The following is a 20,515-nucleotide window of genomic DNA, read 5'->3' as shown; positions in this document are numbered from 1 at the left end:
TCAAGCGATGATGTTCAGACCACCATCGATATACACCGTGCTGCCCGTCAGGTGGTGGGCAAATGGCGAGGCCAGATAGGCGCAGGTATTGCCCACATCTTCAATGTCGACCAGCTCGCCCAGCGGAGCGCGGTTCAGCGCGTCGCTAAGCAGGCGGTCAAATTCTTTCAGGCCGGAGGCGGCGCGGGTTTTCAGCGGCCCCGGCGAAATGGCGTGCACCCGTATGCCCTGCGGACCCAGCTCGTAAGCCAGATAGCGGCAGGCCGATTCCAGTGCGGCTTTTACCGGCCCCATCAGGTTATAGTTGGGCACAACTTTCTCCGCTCCGTGGTAACTCATGGCGAACATGGTGCCACCTTGCGCCATCAATGGCACGGCCAGCCTGGCCATGCGCAGGAAGGAATGGCAGGAAACATCCATGGCCTGTAAAAAACCTTCCAGCGAGGAATCGATCAGGCCGCCCTGCAGATCGGCCTTGGGCGCGAACGCAATCGAATGCACCAGAATATCGAGCTTGCCCTGTTCTGCCAGCGTGGCAAACAGGGCTTCCATCTGCTCCGGCTTGGTGACATCGAGCGGCAGCAATTGCGCGTTGATGGACTGCGCCAGCGGCTCGACATAAGGTTTGGCTTTATCGTTGAGATAAGTCAGCACCACTTCCGCACCCAGCTTGCGGAACGCCAGCGCACAGCCCCAGGCGATGGAATGCTCGTTGGCCACGCCCACCACCAGTGCACGCTTGCCCGTCAAAATAGGATAAACAGTTTCTGTCGTCATGCTGGCTCCAGTAAGTCCTTGGTATGTTGTGCGATCATCAGCTCTTCATTGGCAGGCACCACCCACACGGCCACGCGGCTGCTGGCACTGCTGATGCGGCGTAGGCCATGACCACTAGCAGCATTGGCTACGCCATCTAGTTGCACGCCCAGCCATGCGGCATCGGCACACACGGCCGCACGCAGGCTGGCGCTGTTCTCGCCTATGCCGCCGGAAAACACCAGCGCATCGAGCCCGCCCAGCGCGGCCGTCAGCGAACCCAGTTCGCGTCCTATGCGGTACACCATCAGATCGATGGCGGCACGTGCGCGCGGATCGCTGCTCTGCTCCAGTGTGCGCATGTCCGATGCGATGCCGGACACGCCCAGCAGGCCCGATTCCTGATACAGCATTTTCTGCACGGCAGCCACGCTCATACCCAGTTCTTCGATCAGGTACAGCACCACGCCGGGGTCGAGTGCGCCGCAGCGGGTGCCCATGGGCAGGCCATCGACGGCGGTAAAGCCCATGGTGCTGGCCACGCTGCGGCCGGCATCGATGGCGCACATGCTGGCGCCGTTACCCAGATGGGCAGCCACTACACGCGCCTGTGCCAGTGCTGCATCTGCCTGCGGCAGGCTGGCCGCAATGTATTCGTAGGACAGGCCATGGAAGCCATAACGGCGTACGCCCTGCGCCGTGATCCGCTCAGGCAGGGCAAAACTCTGGGCTTCTGCCGGCTGGCCCACGTGGAAGGCCGTATCGAAGCAGCCCACCTGTGGCAGGTCGGGCGTCAGCGCCATCATGGCACGCACGGGCGCCAGATTGTGTGGCAGATGCAGGGGCGCCAGCGGAATCAGCTGCTCCAGCTTGGCCAGTACACCGGCATCCAGCCGTTGCGGGCCGCTGTAGTGCACACCGCCATGCACGATGCGGTGGCCCACGGCTACCACCGTATGGCCGTCGAGGTGGCTATCGGCAAATTCCAGCAGATAGGCCATGGCAGCCGCATGGTCGAGTGGCGCATCAGGCCAGCGCCGATCGCCTATGCTGTTTTCCTGCGCATCTTCGGCGGCGAAATGGGTCACGCCACTGTACAGATTTTCTATCTTGCCGCGAAACGTCAGTTCCAGTGCCGCGCCGCTGTACAGCGAGAACTTGATGCTGGACGAGCCTGCGTTGATGACGACGATGCTTTCATTCGGCTGCATGGCTTCAGTCTCCCATCACATGGCCGCTGGCCAGCGCATTGCGCGCCATCAGCACGGCCACGGCGCACGAGGCCAGCCGCGCAGTAACCGAATCGGCCCGGCTGGTCAGGATGATGGGCACGCGGGCACCGAGCACGATGCCGGCCGCGGCCGCGCCAGCCATGAAGGTCAGGCTCTTGGCCAGCATATTGCCCGCTTCCAGATCCGGCGCCAGCAGAATGTTGGCCTGCCCCGCCACGGGCGAGACCAGATGCTTGATCTGCGCCGCTTCGGGATCGATGGCATTGTCCATGGCCAGCGGGCCGTCAAGTATGGCGCCCGTAATCTGGCCGCGGTCCGCCATTTTGCACAGGGCTGCCGCATCGATGGTCGACGGCATGCGCGCACTCACCGTTTCCACCGCCGCCAGAATCGCGACTTTGACGGGCTCGAACTTGAGCACATGGGCCAGATCGATGGCGTTCTGGACGATGTCGACCTTGTCCGCCAGCGTAGGCGTGATATTCACTGCTGCATCGGTAATGATCAGCGGCTCGTTACGGCCCGGCACGTCCATCACAAAGCAGTGGCTCAGGCGGCGGCTGGTACGCAAGCCTGTTTCGCCTGCCACCACAGCGCCCATCAGTTCATCCGTGTGCAGACTGCCCTTCATCAGCACGCTGGCCTTGCCTTCGCGTATCAGTTCGACGGCACGGAAAGCCGAGTCGTGGCTATGCTCGGTATGAACGATGGGCAGTGCTGCGATATCCAGTCCGGCTTCCTGCGCCGCCTGCTGTATGCGATCCTGCGGTCCCACCAGTATGGGGCTGATCAGACCCATGCTGGCCGCGTCAAGCGCCGCTTCCAGTGCATGGTGATCGCAAGCATGGGCCACGGCCACTGTGGCTGGCCCGGACTTGCGCGCGGCAGCGATCAGAATTTCGTAATACGGATGGGGCACACTAGGGGAATTCATTGTTTCTCCGTCACTGTTTTCGTGGCAATGCTAACAAGTTATAAGATTATTGCAACTAACTGTGTGCATCTTAGCGTCAATCTGGCGGTAAATGTACGTAAATTTTTCCGCAATGAACATTACCTGAGATAAACTTTTTACTGTTATCCTCAGGAGTTTGCCATGCTGCGACCATCCCGCCCCGTATCGACCATGCTTGCTGCCACGCTGGCAGTGGCACTCAGCGGCAGTGTTTATGCGGACAACCGCCAGAACTGGCGCGCCGTGCGCACCCAGACGCCGGATACCAGCGAATACACCGAAGGCGCAGAACTGCGTGCCGGCGATACCGTACCGGTGGCCATCTCCCTGCAGCTACGTAACCGTGCACAGCTCGAAACCTTCGCGGCAAACTTGATGTCGGGCACAGGCGTCAGCGCCCTCAGCAGCGAACAGTTTCTGGCCCAGTATGCGCCCAGCAGCAGCGATGTTGCCAGCGTGGTCCAGCACCTGCGCCAGAGTGGCTATGTGAATATCGAAGTGAGCGAAAACCGCATGCTGATCACGGCCGATGGCACGGCTGCTACGGCCGGCAAGGCTTTCAATGTGCGCATGGCCCACTTCAACCGGGGCGAACGCCATGCCTACGCCAATACCAATGATCCGGTGGTCCCTGCTGCGCTCGGTAACATCGTGCTCGGCGTACACGGCTTGCAGACTGTGCATACGGCCCATACGGCGCAAGTGCTGGCCCTGAGCACCGCCTATGCGACGGCCGGCAAAGTGGGCCACAGCCCCACTACCTGGCCGGCCATCTACAATGCCAGCGCGCTGCCCACAGCTGCCAAAACCTCGATAGGCATCATCACTGCCGGCAGCGTGACCCAGACTCTCACCGATCTGTACAGCTTTGCCACCAGCGCCGGTTATGCCCGACCGGCAGTGAGCGTGGTGAACGCGCGCCGCGTGACCAATGCCAGCGCCACCGACAACACGGCAGAATGGAATATCGATAGCCAGAATGCGCTGGGTGCAGCGGGTGGCGTGGTCAAATCCATGGTGTTCTACAACGCTGCCTCGATGGCAGAGGCCGATCTGACAGCCGCATTCAATGCCGCCGTGAGTGCCAATGTGGCCAAGGTCATCAGCGTATCGCTGGGCGAATGCGAGACTAATGCACGGGCCAGCGGTACGGCGGCGGCAGACGACCAGATCTTCCTGGCCGGCATAGCACAGGGCCAGACCTTTGTGGTGGCCTCCGGCGATAGTGGCTCGTATAGCTGCGGTGGTGCCAGCAATGCGCAAAGCTATCCGGCCTCTTCACCCTACGTGATCGCGGTAGGCGGCACTTCGCTCAGCACCAGCAGCAGCGGCGCGTGGACCGGTGAAACGGTATGGGCCTGCAGCACGGCCAGCACCTGCGCCAGCAACGGCGGCACGGGCGGTGGTGCCAGCCTGATCGAAGCGGCACCGAGCTGGCAGCTGAGCGCCAAGGTACTCGGCACTTCCACCCGCCGGGGCGTGCCGGATCTGGCCTTTGCCGGCGACCCTAGCAGCGGCGCCATCACGCTGGTCAAGGGCAGCAAGCTGCAGTACGGCGGCACCAGTCTGGCAGCGCCCATCTTTGCCGGCTTCTGGGCGCGCATCCAGTCGGCCAACAATAACAAGCTGGCCTTCCCTGCACCTGCCCTGTACAAATATGGCGCGGCGCAGGCAGCGCTATTCCACGACGTAACCAGCGGCAGCAATGGTGGCTACAGCGCGGCCAAAGGCTGGGATTACACCAGCGGCTTCGGCAGCCTGAATGTGGGGGCTTTCGCCGCGTTCGTCACGTCCAGCGGCGCCTTCCTCGCTCAGTAGATGTTGCGGCGCAGCCGCTCCATGTCGCGCTGATACTGCTCTACCCACATGCGCGCATCGTCGCGGCGCCGCTCGTTGCGGCGTATGTGCTCGAGCAGTTCGCGCCGCTCCTGCTCGCGCCGTGCATCCTGCTTCTTGCTTTCGTCGTTGACGGGGCGGTCTTTGGCTTCGCTGGCATTGCGTATTTCGCGCTCGAGGCGGCTCAAGCGGTGGTAACCGTCGTTGACGCGGCCATTCAGCTCGTCCAGATCGTTGACGGCCTGGCGGTGACGGGCGCTGACCGACTCGTAATCCTGCCCGCTCACGTAAGCATGCTTGAGCTGGTCGCGGATCTCGGCGCGGCAGACGTCCACGGCCATACCCTGATTGGCGCGCCCGCGCTCGAACGCCACTTCAGGCTGGCAATAACGGGCATTCTGTTCCTGCCACGCCGCCGTGTACACACTGCGGGTGGACGGCAGCACAAAAACCTTGTCGCGCCCGGCATTGGCAATGCGGTCATCGAGCAGGAAGGGCTTGCCGTAACCATCATCGGCTCCCGCCTGACGCCAGTAGTCGGTCAAACGGGTTTCCCAGGCCAGCCGGTAATCCGTTTCCAGCACTTTCAGGCCGCGCGCACGGGCTTCCTTGCTGCGCATGGCAAACTCGCGGCCGTTGACAGCATCTTCCGTACCGAGATTGCGCCAGTAGTTGACCAGCTCGGCATTCCACGCCGTCCGGTAAACCTCTTCCTGCACCTGTACGCCGGCACTGCGGGCGCGCGCTGCGCGGTTCTGCAGTTCGCTATCGGGTACACCGTTATGAGCGTCGTTGTAACCGGCATCCTGCCAGAAGGTCCGGTTGCCTACCTGCCAGCCGCTGCTGAACGCCGCTTCGTCGAAGCGCATCTGCATGGCAGCGGCACGGCTGCGCCCTGCTTCCAGCGGCGCAGCGAGTGGCTGACCGTCGATGCCGGCACTGCGCCCTATGCCGTGCCAGTAACTTGAATTACCCATGGTCCAGCCATTGTCGTAGGCAGGACGGTTGAGCGGTGTGCCATGCTTGCGCACGTCGGCACTGGCCACATGCTGCTCGTACTGGCTAGGCAGCAAGCCTTTTACGCCATCCTGCTCGCCCCAGCCCGACCACAGTTCCCAGTTGCCCTTGTTCCAGCCCGCCGCATACAGGCTGTCAGCGCCAGCGGCGGCCTGCTTGCTGTCGGCATGGTCGTCACAGAACTCCTTGCGATCGGCAAAATTGGCCGGCTCGCCAGCGATACCGTCTTTATGCCCGATCAGGTTCCAGTCGCCAACCTTGCAATCGGCGATGCGCTGCATGGTTCCGGCACAGCCGCCCAGCAGGAATGGCAGCGCAAGTATCAGGGGGCGTAGGCGTAACAGAGGTTTCATGACAGTCCCGATGAGTGAATTCGGGGCGATTATATGGTAGATCTGACAAAACAAAACAGGGTTTCTGGTTAGCACATGTTACAGATGTAATGGCCCTGTGACTGCCGGTATCGGGGCTTGAAAGAAAACGCTGGCGCGCCGTTTCGGGCTGGCTATAATGGGCCACTCTCTCCGCTTGACAGGAAAACAATGAAAAGCAGTCTGATCACGGCCACTTGTCTGGCATTGGCGGCGCAATGGGCCCAGGCACAAACACTGGAATCCATCCCGAACGCCCCCTTGCAGGAACTTTGGGTCAACGGCGGTTTCTATTCCTACCATTTCCAACGTAACAAAAACCTCAACGACCGCAATCCCGGCCTCGGCCTGGAATACCGCTTTTCCAGCGTCGCGTCCGTCACCGCCGGGCGCTTCTATAACAGCGACCGCAGCTATTCCAATTACGCCGGTGTGTACTACCAGCCGTGGCAGATCGGGCCGGTACGACTGGGGGCTGTTGCAGGCGGCTTCAACGGCTATCCGAAGATGCGGCAGGGTGGCTGGTTTGTGGCCGCCATCCCTACCGCCAGTTTCGAATACCAGCGCGTGGGCGTGAATGTGGCCGTAGTGCCGAGCTATAAAGACCGGCTCTACGGCGCCATTTCCGTCCAGCTCAAGTTCAAGCTTTCCGACTGATGCCCTGTTCCACCAGATGCTTGGGCACGGCTGCGTAATGCTTGAACTCCATGGTGTAGGTGGCCCGCCCCTGCGTGAGCGAACGTAGCGTGGTGGAATAGCCGAACATTTCCGCCAGCGGCACCAGCGCGCGGATGATCTTGCCGCCACCACCGGCAATTTCATCCATGCCCTGCACCATGCCGCGCCGCGCCGTCAGGTCGCCCATGGCATTGCCCATGAACTCTTCCGGCGTTTCCACTTCCACCTGCATCATCGGTTCCAGCAGCACCGGGTCGGCACGCCGCATGGCATCCTTGAACGCCATCGAGCCCGCCATACGGAAGGCGTTCTCGTTGGAGTCCACGTCGTGGTAGGAGCCGAAGGTCAGCGTCACCTTCACATCCACCACCGGATAGCCGGCCAGCACGCCCGAACGCAGGGTTTCCTGCACGCCCTTGTCGACGGCCGGAATGAACTCGCGCGGCACCACCCCGCCCTTGATGGCATCGACGAATTCATAGCCCTTGCCGGCCTCCAGCGGCTCTACGGTCAGCACCACATGGCCGTACTGGCCCCGTCCGCCGGACTGCTTGACGAACTTGCCTTCCACATCGGTGGCGCTGCGCTGTATGGTTTCGCGGTAAGCCACCTGCGGCTTGCCCACGGCTGCTTCGACGCCGAACTCGCGCCGCATGCGGTCCACCAGAATCTCCAGATGCAGTTCACCCATGCCGGACATGATGGTCTGGCCCGACTCTTCGTCCGTATGCACGCGGAACGACGGATCTTCCTGCGCCAGCCGGTTCAGGGCGATGCCCATCTTTTCCTGATCAGCCTTGGTCTTGGGCTCCACCGCCTGCGAAATCACGGGTTCAGGGAACACCATCTTTTCCAGCACGATGACCTGATCGGGCGCGCTCAGGGTGTCACCCGTGGTCACGCCTTTCAGCCCCACGGCGGCCGCGATATCACCGGCATACACTTCCTTGATTTCCTTGCGCTCGTTGGCATGCATCTGCAGGATACGTCCCAGCCTTTCCTTCTGTCCCTTGGTTGGGTTGTAGACCATGTCGCCCGAGTTGACCACGCCCGAATACACGCGGAAGAAGGTTAACTGGCCCACAAACGGGTCCGTCATGATCTTGAAGGCCAGCGCCGCGAACGGATCGTCGTCGCTCGGATGGCGTTCCACCGGCTGGTCATGCTCATCGTGACCGGCGATGGCCGGCACGTCGACGGGCGACGGCAGGTATTCGATTACGGCATCCAGCATGGCTTGCACACCGCGGTTCTTGAAAGCGCTGCCAGCCAGCATGGGCACGATTTCATTGCGTATGGTGCGAGCGCGTAGCCCCGCCTTGATCTCCGCTTCCGTCAGCGTCTGGCCTTCCAGATATTTGTCCAGCAGTGCGGGGTCACCTTCGGCGGCCGCTTCGACCATGCTGTCATGCCATTGCTGGGCCTGCGCTTGCAGCGCGGGCGGGATGGGCTGGTAACTGAACTTCACGCCCAGACTGTCGTCGTCCCAGTGGATGGCCTGCATCTTGACCAGATCGATGACGCCATGGAAATTCTCTTCCGCACCGAGCGGAATCTGGATGGGCACGGCCACACCTTTCAGGCGGCTGGCGATCTGTTCGCGTACGCGGAAAAAGTCCGCACCGACGCGGTCCATCTTGTTGATGAAGGCGATGCGGGGCACGGCGTATTTATTGGCCTGCCGCCATACGGTTTCCGATTGCGGCTGCACGCCACCCACGGCGTCGTACACCATCACGGCGCCATCGAGCACACGCATGGAACGCTCCACCTCGATGGTGAAGTCAACGTGGCCCGGCGTATCGATGATGTTGATGCGATGCTCAGGGAAATTGCCGGCCATGCCTTTCCAGAAGGCCGTGGTCGCTGCCGAGGTGATGGTGATGCCGCGTTCCTGCTCCTGCTCCATCCAGTCCATGGTGGCCGCACCGTTGTGCACCTCGCCTATTTTGTGGTTCACCCCGGTATAGAACAGGATACGCTCGGTGGTCGTGGTCTTACCGGCGTCTATGTGCGCGCTGATGCCGATATTGCGATAGCGCTCTATGGGTGTTTTGCGGGTCATCATCTGCTCCTTGTTCAGCAATTTCAAATCAGGGAGGCACAGGTGCGGCAGTTCCGGACAAATTCAAGAGCTGCCTGGCTGGCCACGCTTAGCGCGGCATAACGATTTCTGTACAATAAGCCATCGTTTTGCGGAAATCACTCATGAAAGTCACTGCACTGCCCCTGCTACTTATTTGCGCTTCCGGTCAGACGCTGGCCAGCAGCGAGCTGGAACAGCGGCTGGAACGCTGCGCACTGCTGGGCGATGCAAACGCCCGTCTGGCCTGCTACGACGGCCTGACCAAGGGGCCAGTGCTGCCGGTTGGCAGCGAAGTGGCGGCCCTGCCGGCCGATCTGACCCAGCCGCCCGCCCCGCCCGCTGCCCCGGTACTGCCACCCAAGCTGGCCCAGCTGGCCGTCATGCCGCCGGCCGCCAGCATTTCGCGCATGGCGCAATGGTGGGAGCTCGATAGCGCCAGCAAGCGCGGCGTGTTCAATTTCCGCCCCCATCGCGACACCTACATCCTGCTGGCCAATTACAGCAGCAGCTCCAATGATGCACCATTTGAAGACTTTACGCCGGCGGGCATCAAAGCCAAGCATGTGGAGCTGATGTACCAGCTCAGTTTCAAGATGAAACTGATCGAACAGGCGGCGCAGACGCCCGTCGATCTGTGGTTCGGCTACACCCAGGAGAGTTTCTGGCAGGCCTATAACCGGGCTGCCTCCAGCCCGTTCCGGGAAACCAATTACCAGCCCGAGCTGATGCTGACGGCACCATTCAATCTGCCGCTGGGCGTGCTCGATCTGCGCTACATCACGCTGGGCGTGGTGCACCAGTCGAATGGCCAGACTTCCACGCTATCGCGTAGCTGGAACCGGATGTATGCGGAAGTGGGGGCGGAGAAAGAGCGCTTCGGCCTGACGTTCCGCCTGTGGAAGCGGCTCGATAATGCCCGCTCGAATAATGACAATTTCGATATTGCCGACTATCTCGGTCAGGGCGACCTGCAGGCCAGTTACCGCGCCGATGGCCACGAATGGTCGCTGCTGGCGCGGCGCAACTTCAAGAAACAGCACGGTGGCCTGCAACTGGGCTGGGCCTTCCCCGTGCGCGCCAATCTGAAAGGCTATCTGCAAGCCTTCAGCGGCTATGGCCAGAGCCTGATCGACTACAACTATTCGCAGAAGTCGCTAGGCGCCGGCTTCCTGGTAGATTTCTAACGGGCCGAGCCGCGCAGCACCCGGGCCGGTAGCAGCACGATGGCGCGCAGCAGCTCGAACACCCCTTCCACGCCTATGCCTATCAGGCGGAAGGGCAGCAGGATCAGCCAGCACAACGGATAGGCGACCAGTGCCAGCAAAGCCAGCGGCCAACACAGAAACAGCAGGACCAGCCAAAGCAGAAAACCCAGCATCATGCACTCCCGGAACGGAAAAACATTGTCAATGCTGACACTTTAGGCAGCTGGCCACCACGCCGCAATTAGCATGCGACCAACTGCAGATAGCGCCGACTAACGGCGTCAAACGGGGGATGAATGGTGTGTACGGCTTACTGGCCGACGCAGATGATCTTGGTCTGGTATTCGCGGGCGTTGGGCTTTTTGCGGTTGGCCCAGGCGATGGCTTCGTTGGCCTGCTCTATGGTCAGCACGGACGCCTTGTCCTTGGACTTGATGAAGGAAACGCCTTCGAACACGCCTTCCTTGCTGCGCATGACTTTGGCAAATACAGGCGGCTTGGTCTCGCCATCCGCAATTTTATTCTGCTGCACGAGGTAGCGCTGATCGATTTCTGACATGATATTCCTTCGGTAAAAGAGGGAATATACGCTCTCTATCGCTCAGCGCAAAGCCCGCTCAGGCATAAACGGCGCTGTAACTGGCCGGTTGCAGCGCGGCCTGATACAGCAGACTGGCTTGCAGGCTGGCCTGCAGCGAAGGTATGCTGCCGCCGGCGCGGTACTGGAAGCTCACCTGCAGCACATCGCCTTCGCGCGCCGTGACCGGAGTTTCCAGCGGCAGCACCATGTAGTGGTTGAGCCAGTCGATAGTGCTGTTGCGTTCCGGCACCACGGCAAGGATGTTCTTGGTGACGAAACGCAGCGCATTGATCACGCCATCGCGCTCGATGACGAATTTACCCTGCCACGCGTAGCTGAGATCGTTGGGCTGGGTGAAATCGATGATGCTGTACACGCCGGGCTGGGCCAGTTCGGTAGTGCCGGAATAGCTGACGCCGGTTTCCTGGAACTGCACGATGGGTGCGTAGAAACCCTCGAAGTCGTATTCCTGCTGCAGGGGCTGGACCGCCATGATCACGGCTTCCGGCAGAAAGATGGGCAGCGGCCCGCCGAAGCGCTCGGTATAGCGGCGCTTGAACGATTCGATTACTTCCACCTGCTTTTCGCGCAGCATGCCCACATGGATCATTTCGCAGATCACCACATCGACCGGCTCGGGTGGCAGGTATTCGAAGGCATCGGCATGGATCACTTCGACTTTTTCGCCCTTGGGATTGAGGGCCAGCATGCGGCGCGCTTCCTGCACCATATCGGGATTGAACTCGACGCAATACACCTTGTCCGCCTTGTCGGCTGCAAACCAGGACAGCACACCCGTTCCGCCGCCCAGTTCCAGCACTTTCGCGCCCGGTTTGACGGCATAGTCGATGGCCGCCTTGAAACTATACATACGGTTCTGGTCCATCAGCATGTTGTGATGGTAGTGGACTGGAATGAATTGCCCCAGATAGCAGCTTTCAATCTCGCGTTCGTTCAGCATGGTTATCCTCAAATGTCGCGTCCAGTCTCTGGTTGCTGGACGTGTAACCATTATGCTTAACGATGCTCGGTAGCAATGCCCGAAAATGGCAGGACTTTGCCCGCTAATTCGGGCTATGCCTGCGCCGCGATTTCAGCGTCGCCCTGCACGCGCCAGATAATCATTGATGGCTTTGGCGATCCAGGGCTTCTCGGCCTTGATGGCAAATTCCGCCGCCGTCAGATGGAAACCGCCATCTTTGCGGCTGGCATCGGCGCCATGTTCGAGCAGGAACAGCACGGCCTGCTCCTGCCCTTCGCGCGCGGCCAGCATCAGCGGCGTCATGCCCGACGGCGCTTCCGCATCGACGTGGGCATGACGCTCCAGCAACAGCGCGGCCACTTCGGTACTGCCGGCTGCCACGGCATAATGCAGCGCCGTCCAGCCCGGCTGCTCGACACGGGCGCCATGGGCCAGCATGTCCAGCACGGCGGGCTTGCTGCCCCGGAAAGCGGCCATCATCAGGGCCGTGTTGCCATTCGGCGCCTGCGCTTCCAGATCGATGCGCGGATGCTTCATGAGCACACTGGCGACACGGTAGGCCTCGTTACGCATGGCCACGATCAGTGCCGTTTCGCCGGAACTATCGCGCGCGTTCGGGTTGGCGCCACGGGCCAGTGCCGCGCTCACGCCGGAAACATTGTCGAGTTGCGCTGCACGCAGCAGATCGACCTCGTCGTCCGTCTGCGCCAGCGTCGCGGCCGGTGCCAAGCTGGCTGCTGCACATAGCGCCAATGCTGCCAGAGCGGCGAGATGCTTGCGGCGGATAGGACTAGCCATGGCGGGGTTCCGTCAGTCAGGGTTGCAGCTGAAATAGCTGGAAGAAGTTGGCCGTGGTCTGCTGCGCCACCTGTTCCACCGGCACGCCTTTGAGCTTGGCGATGTATTCGCCCACGTGGGCGACAAAACCGGGCTCGTTCATCTTGCCGCGATACGGCACGGGGGCCAGATATGGCGCGTCCGTCTCGATCAGGATGCGCTCGAGCGGCAGTTCCAGCGCCACCGCCTGCAGTTCTTTGGCACTTTTGAACGTCACGATACCGGAGAAGGAAATATAGAAGCCCATCTCGATGGCAGCCCGTGCCACTTCCAGCGACTCGGTAAAGCAGTGCATCACGCCGGCCACACCGCCGGCATCAGTACCGGCGCCCTCTTCGCGCATAATGCGCAGGGTATCTTCACTGGCGCTACGGGTATGGATGATCAGCGGCTTGCGGCACTGGCGCGAAGCGCGGATATGGGTACGGAAACGCTCGCGCTGCCATTCCAGATCGCCCTGCAGGCGGAAGTAATCCAGCCCCGTTTCGCCAATGGCAATAATCTTGGGATCGTTGGCCAGTTCGACCAGCTGTTCCACGCTGGGCTCGGGCGTATCCTCGTAATCAGGATGAACGCCGACCGAGGCGTAGATGTGCGGATACTGGTGGGCCAGCGCCAGCACTTGCGGAAAGTCCGGCAAGTCTACCGACACGCACAGGGCATGGGTGACTTTGTTGTGGGCCATCTGGGCCAGCACTTCGGGCATGCGAGCAGCCAGCTCGGGAAAATTGATATGGCAGTGGGAATCGATAAACATGCCGCGATTGTAACCCAAGCTGCCACTGCACTGCTGCCGGGGTCTCAGGCCACGCGCTTGCCCAGAATGATCAGGTCGCGCTCTACGCCGTCCAGATTGGCCACGCGCGGCAGGTTGGCCCAGGTGGCAAAGCCAAACTTGTTGAACAGCCCCAGGCTGGGCTGGTTGTGGCCGAAGATGAAGCCCAGCAGCGTGTGCACCTTGATGGCCGGCGCATGGGCAATGGCCTGAGCGATGCAATAGCCGCCTACGCCCTTGCCGCGCCATGCCTCGGCAATATAGATGGAGATTTCCGAGGTACCCGAATAGGCCGGACGGCCGTAGAAATTCGAATACGACATCCAGCCCAGTATCTCGGGCTGGGCAGCGCTATCGTCTGCCCGTTCGATGATCCACAGCGGGCGGCGCTCCGGCGTGTGCTCATGGAACCATGGCAGGCGTGATTCGACCGACACGGGCTCGGTATCGGCAGTCACTTCGCGCGAAGCGACGGTGCTGTTGTAAATCGCAACGATGGTGGGTAAATCTTCTAGCGTGGCTATGCGGTGACGAAATTCGGTAGTCATGGAAACTCAGATGGTGTGGGTAGCACGGGCCGAACGCATGGCCGCGCCGAGAAACTCTTCGATGCGCTGGCGCGCCCGCTGGCCGCTCTCGTCATCGGGAAAATGCACGCCTATGCCTTGCGCGCGGTTGTTATTGGCACCGGCTGGCGTAATCCACGCGACCTTGCCGGCAATAGGGTATTTATTCGGATCATCCATCAGCGACAGAATCAGATAGATCTCGTCGCCGATCTTGTAGGGCTTCTGGGTCGGCACGAACATGCCGCCATGCTTGAGGAACGGCATATAGGCCGCGTACAGGGCGGCTTTTTCCTTGATCGCCAGCGACAGCACCGTAGGCCGCGCCTGAGGCGTCGCAGTCTGGGTGATGGGGTTGACGGTGGACATGGTATTTTCCTCAGGCACAGCTAGCCGCATAATCGAGCAACATATCCTCAAGGAACAGCTTAGGCGACAGCGGATGGTCCGCCACGGCCCGGCGTTCATTGGCCCGCTTGATCAGCGCCAGCAGACGGCTGACATGGATCTTGTCGGCCAGCTGCGCCAGTTCCTTCTGGTAGCGTGGATAGTAACGGATGTTTCCTGCCAGTTTGTAGGAAAACACGTCATAAAGCCAGCGCTGCAAGCAGGAAACTTGCGTACTCAACGGCAATTTCTGCAATTTGTCGGCCACCCGCAGCGCGTTTTCCACCGCCGGGCGGGCCAGCATCTGCAGCAATAGTTCGAGTTCTTCGCGGTTGCCGCCTTCCGACTGGGCCAGCGCCGTCAGCGGCGCACCGCCCTGCTCGCGCAGCCAGCTATCGGCGTCCGGCACACCCTGCTCCCTGAGCCAGGCCAGTGCTTGCGCATGCGTAGGCATGGGCAGGGCAAACTTGCGGCAGCGCGACAGGATGGTAGGCAGCAGCCGGTCCAGACTATTCGAGGCCAGCAGGAACACTGTGCCCGGTGGCGGCTCTTCCAGCGTCTTCAGCAAGGCATTCGACGCCGGCAGATTCAGCGCTTCGGCCGGATACAGCACCACCACGCGCAAGCCCTGGCGGTGGGTGGAAATATTCATGAAATCGGCCAGATTGCGGATCTGCTCGATCTTGATTTCGCGCGAAGGGGTCTTGCTGGACTTGGCCGTCTTTTTAGTTTCGCCCTCGCCTTCCTCACCCTCGGCCGGCAGATCATCTTCCAGCGCTTCCGGCCGCACGCGGCGGTAGTCCGGATGGTTGGCCTGCAGGAACCAGCCGCAGGAAGCACACTGGCCGCAGGCATGGCCGTCCGGCAACACGGCTTCGCACAGCAGGCTCTGGGCAAAAGCTTCGATGAAGTGGGACTTGCCGGTACCGGCCGCGCCATGGAACAGGATCGCATGCGGCATGCGGCTGCGCAGGGTTTGCAGCTGCTGCCACGCCGCTTGCTGCCATGGGTAGATATTGGCGCTCATCGCTCAGGCGGCCAGCAAGGCGTCAAGGATGGTGGCCAGCTCGGCCTGTATGTCGGCGATGCTGCGGGTCGAATCGATGATACGGAAACGCTGGGGGAACTGGGCGGCACGGCGCAGATACTCGTTGCGGGTGGCGGCAAAGAAATCGGCCTGCTCCTGCTCGAACTTGTCCAGCTCGCGGGTGGCATCGAGCCGCGCGCGCGCTACATCAAGTGGCACATCGAACAGGAAAGTCAGGTCCGGCTGCAGATCGGGATGCACCCACTGTTCCAGTGCATCGAGCTTGGCCAGCGGCAGGCCACGGCCGCCGCCCTGATAGGCAAAACTGGCATCGGTGAAGCGGTCGGACAGGGCCCAGCTACCACTCGCCAACGCCGGTGCGATGACTTGCGCGATATGTTCGCGGCGGCTGGCAAACATCAGCAGGGCTTCCGTTTCCAGATGCATTTTTTCATGCAGGACCAGATCACGCAGCTTTTCGCCCAGCGGCGTGCCGCCCGGCTCGCGCGAGCTGACCAGCGCTATGCCGGCCCGCTGGATGTGGGCGCTGACAAAAGCGATATGGGTGGACTTGCCGGCACCATCTATGCCTTCGAAAGTGATGAATTTACCGCGTTGTTGAGTCATTGCTTATCTTTGGTACTTGTTGACGGCCCGGTTATGGTCCGTCAAATTATCGGAGAACTGGCTGGTGCCGTTGCCCTTGGAAACGAAATACAGGGCGCCCGTTTTGGCCGGCGCCAGCGCTGCGGCCAACGATTGCAGGCCGGGCAAGGCGATAGGCGTGGGGGGTAAGCCGTTGCGCGTATAGGTATTGTACGGGGTGTCCGCTTCCAGATCGGATTTATGGATCTTGCCATCGTAGCGCGCGCCCATGCCGTAGATCACGGTGGGGTCGGTCTGCAGCATCATGCCGATTTTCAGGCGGTTGACGAATACGCCGGCGATCATGCCGCGCTCGGATTTCTGTCCCGTCTCCTTCTCCACGATGGACGCCATGATCAGCGCATCGTATGGCGTTTTATAGGGCAGCGCCGGATCACGCCGTGCCCATGCATCGTTCAGACGGGTCAGCAGCATGGCGTGGGCCTGACGGTAGATATGCAGGTCGCTCGAACCTTTGGCGAACAGATAGGTGTCGGGGAAGAACAGCCCTTCCGCCTGATTGAATTCGGAACCGATGGCGCTCAGCAGCTCCTTGTCCGTGAGTGTGATGGAATCATGCTTGAGGCCCTGATGGGCCGCCACGGCCGCCCGCATCTGGCGGAAGGTCCAGCCTTCGATGATGGTCAGCTGTTCCTGCGCAAATTCGCCGCGTACCAGCTGATCGAGCAGGCCCAGCGGCGTGGTGCCCGGTTTCAGTTCATAGGTGCCTGCCTTCAGCTTGCCGCTCTTGTTGGTGATGCGGGCCAGCAGATTGAACAGCAAGGGCTGGACGGGTGCGCCCGCTTCAGCGATTTGCTGCCCTGCAGCATGAGCGCCGCTACCGGGCGCAATGGAAAACTCTATCGGTTCGATTTCATCGCCGACGATGGGATGCTGCGACCAGTACATAAAATAGCCTGCACCGGCCAGCGTGCCCAGAAAGAGCAATATGAATATTTTCTTAACAAATGCCATGGTCGGAACGGATAGGGGGTCTATTGTCTACCAAATCGCACAGCTTGCCAGTTCTTGGCTGGCAACGCCAGTGTCATGTTTTGCGCCGTATCCGACGCGATCTGCTCGACATCACTATAATGAGCCCGTAATGATAATGCCTTAATCGTTAAATCGAAAAAATTATGTCTCTCTGGAATGAATTATTAGCGCCCAAGGCGCAGTCCCTGAATACTACCCAGTTGGCCGTTGGCTTTGTCGCGCCCATCACCGATCAGGGTCTGATCGCCCTCGACGGCGAAGAATCGGCCCATTTCCTGCATGGCCAGCTGACTAACGATGTCGAGCATCTGGCTGCCGGTGAAGCCCGTCTGGCCGGCTATTGCTCGCCCAAAGGCCGGCTGCTGGCCTCCTTCCTCATGTGGCGCAACGATAGCACCCTGCTGCTGCAGCTGCCGCGTGATATCCAGGCTGCCGTCCAGAAGCGCTTGAGCATGTTCGTGCTGCGCGCCAAGACCAAGCTCAGCGACGCAACCGAACAGCCGGCCCATCAGGTCGTCATCGGTCTGGGTGGCGGGCTGGCCGAAGCCGTGCTGCAAACCTGGTTTGAGCCACTGCCGGCCCGTCCGTATGGCCTGCTGCTGCATCCGCTGGGCACCCTGATCCGTCTGGCCGATGCTTTCGGCGCGCCGCGCTACCAGTGGCTGATGAGTCAGGAAGTCGCGCGTACGGTGCTGCCGGAACTGGCCGAGCGCCTGACCGTGGGCGATGCCGCCAGCTGGCAGCTCAGTTGCATCCACGCCGGCGTGCCGCAGATTAGCAAGGCTACGCAGGAACAGTTTGTGCCGCAGATGATCAATTTCGAACTGCTGGGTGGCGTGAACTTCAAGAAAGGTTGCTACCCCGGTCAGGAAATCGTCGCGCGCAGCCAGTATCTGGGCAAGCTCAAGCGCCGCACCACGCTGGTCACCATACCGGATCAGGCTGCCGTGGCCGGTGCCGAAGTGTTTGCCACCGCCGATCCCGAGCAGCCTTGCGGCATGATCGTCAATACGGCGCCGAATGGCCGTGGCGGTATCGACGCACTGGTGGAAATGAAGCTGGCTGCCATCGAGGCGGCCTCCGTGCGGCTCGGTTCGGCCGAAGGCACGGCGCTGGAATTCCACAGCATGCCCTACCTGCTGGACGCACTCGACGTCTGATATGGACCTGTACATCTATTACCGCGTCGCCGAGGCGCAGGCGGCTGCATTGCTGCCGCAGGTACAGGTCATGCAGGCCGCGCTGGGCACCCGCCACGGCGTGCAGTGCGCGCTGAAACGCCGTCCCGACGCCAAGGAGGGCTTGCAGACCTGGATGGAAGTGTACGGCGGCTGCGCACCGGCCTTCGAAGCGGAACTGGCGCAGGCCGTCTTGGCGGCTGGTCTGGCCGCGCATATCGACGGTGCGCGCCATACCGAAGTATTTGTGGATATTGCCCCATGTGCCTGATCGTTTTTGCCTGGCAGGTGGTGCCAGCCGTTCCCCTGATCGCCGCCGCCAACCGCGACGAGTACTACCAGCGCGCCACGGCGCCGGCCGGTTACTGGCCCGAACATCCGCGCATCTATGCGGGCCGCGACCTGCAGGCCGGCGGTAGCTGGATGGGTATCACCCGCGCCGAAGACGGTGGACCGGCCTCGCGCTTTGCCGCCATTACGAATATCCGCGCGCCAGCCGAACAGCGCGACGATGCGCCTTCGCGCGGCGGACTGGTGGCCGATTTTCTGGCGGGGAACATGACGCTGGAAGAATATGTGGCGCAGATCCGTCCGCAGGCGCAGGCCTACAATGGCTTCAATCTGGTGCTCAGCGATGGCCAGACCCTGATCTGGTATTCCAATCGCGGCGATGGCGATGCGCGCAACGGCAAGCCACTGGAACCGGGCGTATATGGCCTATCGAACGCGCTGCTGGACGCGCCATGGCCCAAAGTGGTGAAGACCAAAGCCCAGTTCGCCAGTCTGCTGTGTCTGGGTGCGCCGGACGAAGCCTATTTCGAAATGCTGTCCGATACCACTCAGGCACCGGACATGCGCTTGCCGGAGACCGGGGTGTCGCTCGACGTCGAGCGCATGTTATCCGCCGTGCGTATCGAAAGTCCGGCATACGGCACCCGCACTTCCACCGTGGTCAAGCTGTACACCAACGCGCCAGCCTGTCTGCACGAAATGCAGGTGCACTAGCCTGACTCAGGCTAATGCACCTCCCCTGCGGCTTCAGGCGCCGATCAGGCCCTGACCGCAGACGCGGATGGTGTTGCCCGTAAGGCCAGAGGCGCCGGGCGTGGCGAGGAAGGTAATCAGCTCGGCCGCATCGCGCGGCTGGCCGCCCTGCTGGACGGAATTCAGACGCCGCCCCATTTCCCGCATGAAGAACGGCATCTTGGCCGTCATGGCCGTTTCGATGAAACCGGGTGCCACCGCATTGATGCAGATGCCGCGCGCACCGAGCCGGCCAGCCTGCGCCGCCACATAGCCGATCAGGGCCGCCTTGGTGTAGGCATAGTTGGTCTGGCCAAAATTTCCGGCGATACCGCTGATGGACGACAGGCAGACCACGCGCCCGCCATCACGTACCGTGCCATCCTGCAGCAGTACCTTATCGATTTCCGTGATTGCGGCGAAATTCACGGCCAGCACCTGATCCCACTGAACTGGCGTCATATTGGCGATGGTGCGGTCACGCGTGATGCCGGCGTTGTGGATCAGGATATCGAGCCCGCCAAAACGCTCGCGGAAATAGGCCGACAGCCGGGCCGGTGCATCGGGCGCGGCTATATCTAGCGCCAGCGGCAACGCACCGATGCGGGCGCAGGTCTGTTGCAGTTCCTGCTCCACGGCGGGCACGTCGAGGCAAACTACTTGCGCACCTTCCTGCAACAGCCGCTCGGCCACTGCCAGGCCAATACCACGTGCACTACCCGTCACCAGCGCGACCTTGCCGGCCAGTGCAGAACTGTATGCCGGTGCAGGCGCTGCCGGCGCTACGGCGGCAGTGGCCGTCACGCGCACGGCCTGACCAGATACATAGGTGGTCTGGGTGCCGCAGAAGAACCGTACCACGCCCTCGAGCCGTTCAACCGCATCGGGCGCGACATAAGCCAGATTGACCGTCACGCCTTTGCGCCCCAGCTCCTTGCCCAGCGAACGGGCAAAACCTTCGACGCCGCGCGCCGTGGCCACGGCCACAGGGGCGGCGCTGTCGTCGTGCAGGGCTGCAACGATCAGCACACGGCCGTTCACGGCCAGCTTGCGTGCCAGTCCGTGAAAAGTTTCATACAGCGCCTGCGCGTCGGCAGGCGTACTACAACCCGTAGCATCGAACACCGCGACATCGAGCTTTTCGCTGAACCCTGACAGCACCGGCTCGCCGCCACCGTTACGCACGGCCTGCAACAGGGACGCGTGCGCATAGCTATTCGGCGCTGCCTGCAGCAGTACCGCCTTGCCAGCATACGGAGTAGTCTCATAACCGGTGGCCGAACGGGCCAGCGGCACCGGGTTAGGCAGGCCCAGCGCCTTGGCCAGCGGAGCCGTCAGCGGATTGCGGTTGAGGGTGGTGAGAAAATCAGCCATCAGTTATTG

The 20,515-nt window shown here is 61.6% G+C and carries 22 protein-coding genes; 6 read left to right on the top strand and 16 right to left on the bottom strand.

All coding sequences use genetic code 11. The annotated features are described in order from the left end of the window. Genes fabI through GTP23_RS11925 form a run of 3 tightly spaced genes read right to left on the bottom strand, consistent with a single transcriptional unit; the run spans position 1 to position 2,922 of the window. Positions 1 to 777: an enoyl-ACP reductase FabI gene (fabI, locus tag GTP23_RS11935; RefSeq protein WP_161035312.1), complete on the bottom strand. Its 777-nt coding sequence runs from the start codon at positions 775 to 777 to the stop codon at positions 1 to 3. Beyond that, positions 774 to 1,967: an acetate/propionate family kinase gene (locus GTP23_RS11930; protein WP_161035311.1), complete on the bottom strand. Its 1,194-nt coding sequence runs from the start codon at positions 1,965 to 1,967 to the stop codon at positions 774 to 776. Before GTP23_RS11930 ends, fabI begins: the two co-directional genes overlap by 4 nt. Positions 1,968 to 1,971: 4 nt before the next feature. Then, positions 1,972 to 2,922 (bottom strand): phosphate acetyltransferase, encoded by a 951-nt coding sequence (locus tag GTP23_RS11925; protein ID WP_155435988.1) that lies wholly within the window; start codon positions 2,920 to 2,922, stop codon positions 1,972 to 1,974. Between the two features lie 162 nt (positions 2,923 to 3,084). On the opposite strand from GTP23_RS11925, the gene GTP23_RS11920 reads away from it, so the two are divergent. Further along, positions 3,085 to 4,761, top strand: a complete 1,677-nt coding sequence (locus tag GTP23_RS11920) for a S53 family peptidase (protein ID WP_161035310.1) — start codon at positions 3,085 to 3,087, stop codon at positions 4,759 to 4,761. On the opposite strand, the gene GTP23_RS11915 is transcribed toward GTP23_RS11920, so the two are convergent. Beyond that, positions 4,755 to 6,149: a DUF2799 domain-containing protein gene (locus tag GTP23_RS11915; RefSeq protein WP_161035309.1), complete on the bottom strand. Its 1,395-nt coding sequence runs from the start codon at positions 6,147 to 6,149 to the stop codon at positions 4,755 to 4,757. The two genes, GTP23_RS11920 and GTP23_RS11915, sit on opposite strands and share 7 nt — an antisense overlap. 189 nt (positions 6,150 to 6,338) lie before the next feature. Here GTP23_RS11915 and GTP23_RS11910 point away from each other — a divergent pair, with 189 nt between their 5' ends. Beyond that, positions 6,339 to 6,824 carry a hypothetical protein gene (locus GTP23_RS11910; protein WP_161035308.1) on the top strand — a complete coding sequence of 162 codons (486 nt, stop codon included), beginning with the start codon at positions 6,339 to 6,341 and terminating at the stop codon, positions 6,822 to 6,824. Here the strand turns inward: GTP23_RS11910 and fusA are convergent. Further along, positions 6,808 to 8,910 carry an elongation factor G gene (fusA, locus tag GTP23_RS11905; RefSeq protein WP_161035307.1) on the bottom strand — a complete coding sequence of 701 codons (2,103 nt, stop codon included), beginning with the start codon at positions 8,908 to 8,910 and terminating at the stop codon, positions 6,808 to 6,810. The genes GTP23_RS11910 and fusA overlap by 17 nt on opposite strands. Before the next feature lie 143 nt (positions 8,911 to 9,053). Between fusA and GTP23_RS11900 the strand changes: the two genes are divergently transcribed. Further along, complete coding sequence (locus GTP23_RS11900; RefSeq protein ID WP_161035306.1) at positions 9,054 to 10,115, top strand: phospholipase A; 1,062 nt, start codon at positions 9,054 to 9,056, stop codon at positions 10,113 to 10,115. Here the strand turns inward: GTP23_RS11900 and GTP23_RS11895 are convergent. From GTP23_RS11895 to mltG, 10 genes are all read right to left on the bottom strand, one after another. After that, positions 10,112 to 10,309, bottom strand: a complete 198-nt coding sequence (locus GTP23_RS11895; protein WP_155436119.1) for a hypothetical protein — start codon at positions 10,307 to 10,309, stop codon at positions 10,112 to 10,114. The genes GTP23_RS11900 and GTP23_RS11895 overlap by 4 nt on opposite strands. 137 nt (positions 10,310 to 10,446) lie before the next feature. Further along, on the bottom strand, positions 10,447 to 10,695 hold the full coding sequence (locus tag GTP23_RS11890) for a hypothetical protein (protein WP_155435983.1): 249 nt from the start codon (positions 10,693 to 10,695) through the stop codon (positions 10,447 to 10,449). A 58-nt stretch (positions 10,696 to 10,753) separates the two neighbouring features. Beyond that, the gene (locus GTP23_RS11885; RefSeq protein WP_161035305.1) at positions 10,754 to 11,677 is read right to left on the bottom strand and encodes a class I SAM-dependent methyltransferase; all 924 of its coding nucleotides are present in this window, start codon (positions 11,675 to 11,677) and stop codon (positions 10,754 to 10,756) included. Between the two features lie 132 nt (positions 11,678 to 11,809). Further along, complete coding sequence (locus GTP23_RS11880; protein ID WP_161035304.1) at positions 11,810 to 12,496, bottom strand: ankyrin repeat domain-containing protein; 687 nt, start codon at positions 12,494 to 12,496, stop codon at positions 11,810 to 11,812. Positions 12,497 to 12,512: 16 nt separating this feature from the next. Further along, on the bottom strand, positions 12,513 to 13,292 hold the full coding sequence (locus GTP23_RS11875; protein ID WP_155435980.1) for a TatD family hydrolase: 780 nt from the start codon (positions 13,290 to 13,292) through the stop codon (positions 12,513 to 12,515). Between the two features lie 44 nt (positions 13,293 to 13,336). Beyond that, positions 13,337 to 13,858 carry a GNAT family N-acetyltransferase gene (locus tag GTP23_RS11870; protein WP_161035303.1) on the bottom strand — a complete coding sequence of 174 codons (522 nt, stop codon included), beginning with the start codon at positions 13,856 to 13,858 and terminating at the stop codon, positions 13,337 to 13,339. Between the two features lie 6 nt (positions 13,859 to 13,864). Further along, complete coding sequence (locus tag GTP23_RS11865) at positions 13,865 to 14,245, bottom strand: PilZ domain-containing protein (protein WP_155435978.1); 381 nt, start codon at positions 14,243 to 14,245, stop codon at positions 13,865 to 13,867. 10 nt (positions 14,246 to 14,255) lie between these two features. Beyond that, complete coding sequence (locus GTP23_RS11860) at positions 14,256 to 15,290, bottom strand: DNA polymerase III subunit delta' (protein WP_161035302.1); 1,035 nt, start codon at positions 15,288 to 15,290, stop codon at positions 14,256 to 14,258. Between the two features lie 3 nt (positions 15,291 to 15,293). Beyond that, positions 15,294 to 15,917, bottom strand: coding sequence for a dTMP kinase (gene tmk / locus GTP23_RS11855; protein WP_161035301.1), 624 nt, complete (start codon positions 15,915 to 15,917; stop codon positions 15,294 to 15,296). Positions 15,918 to 15,920: 3 nt separating this feature from the next. After that, on the bottom strand, positions 15,921 to 16,910 hold the full coding sequence (mltG, locus tag GTP23_RS11850; protein ID WP_161035300.1) for an endolytic transglycosylase MltG: 990 nt from the start codon (positions 16,908 to 16,910) through the stop codon (positions 15,921 to 15,923). A gap of 164 nt (positions 16,911 to 17,074) precedes the next feature. Here mltG and ygfZ point away from each other — a divergent pair, with 164 nt between their 5' ends. From ygfZ to GTP23_RS11835, 3 genes are read left to right on the top strand one after another with little or no spacing between them, the layout of a single operon-like run. Further along, a complete protein-coding gene (gene ygfZ, locus GTP23_RS11845) occupies positions 17,075 to 18,091 on the top strand; it encodes a CAF17-like 4Fe-4S cluster assembly/insertion protein YgfZ (protein ID WP_161035299.1) in 1,017 nt (338 codons plus the stop codon). A gap of 1 nt (position 18,092) precedes the next feature. Next, positions 18,093 to 18,380, top strand: a complete 288-nt coding sequence (locus GTP23_RS11840; protein ID WP_161035298.1) for a DUF4936 family protein — start codon at positions 18,093 to 18,095, stop codon at positions 18,378 to 18,380. Continuing rightward, positions 18,371 to 19,114, top strand: a complete 744-nt coding sequence (locus tag GTP23_RS11835) for an NRDE family protein (protein ID WP_161035297.1) — start codon at positions 18,371 to 18,373, stop codon at positions 19,112 to 19,114. Before GTP23_RS11840 ends, GTP23_RS11835 begins: the two co-directional genes overlap by 10 nt. Before the next feature lie 33 nt (positions 19,115 to 19,147). Here the strand turns inward: GTP23_RS11835 and GTP23_RS11830 are convergent, their stop codons facing one another. Then, positions 19,148 to 20,506 carry a 3-oxoacyl-ACP reductase gene (locus tag GTP23_RS11830; protein WP_161035296.1) on the bottom strand — a complete coding sequence of 453 codons (1,359 nt, stop codon included), beginning with the start codon at positions 20,504 to 20,506 and terminating at the stop codon, positions 19,148 to 19,150. Between the last annotated feature and the right edge of the window lie 9 nt (positions 20,507 to 20,515).

Source organism: Duganella fentianensis (assembly GCF_009857835.1).
GTDB classification, from domain to species: domain Bacteria; phylum Pseudomonadota; class Gammaproteobacteria; order Burkholderiales; family Burkholderiaceae_D; genus Rugamonas; species Rugamonas fentianensis.
This window is presented reverse-complemented; position numbering and strand designations above follow the sequence as displayed.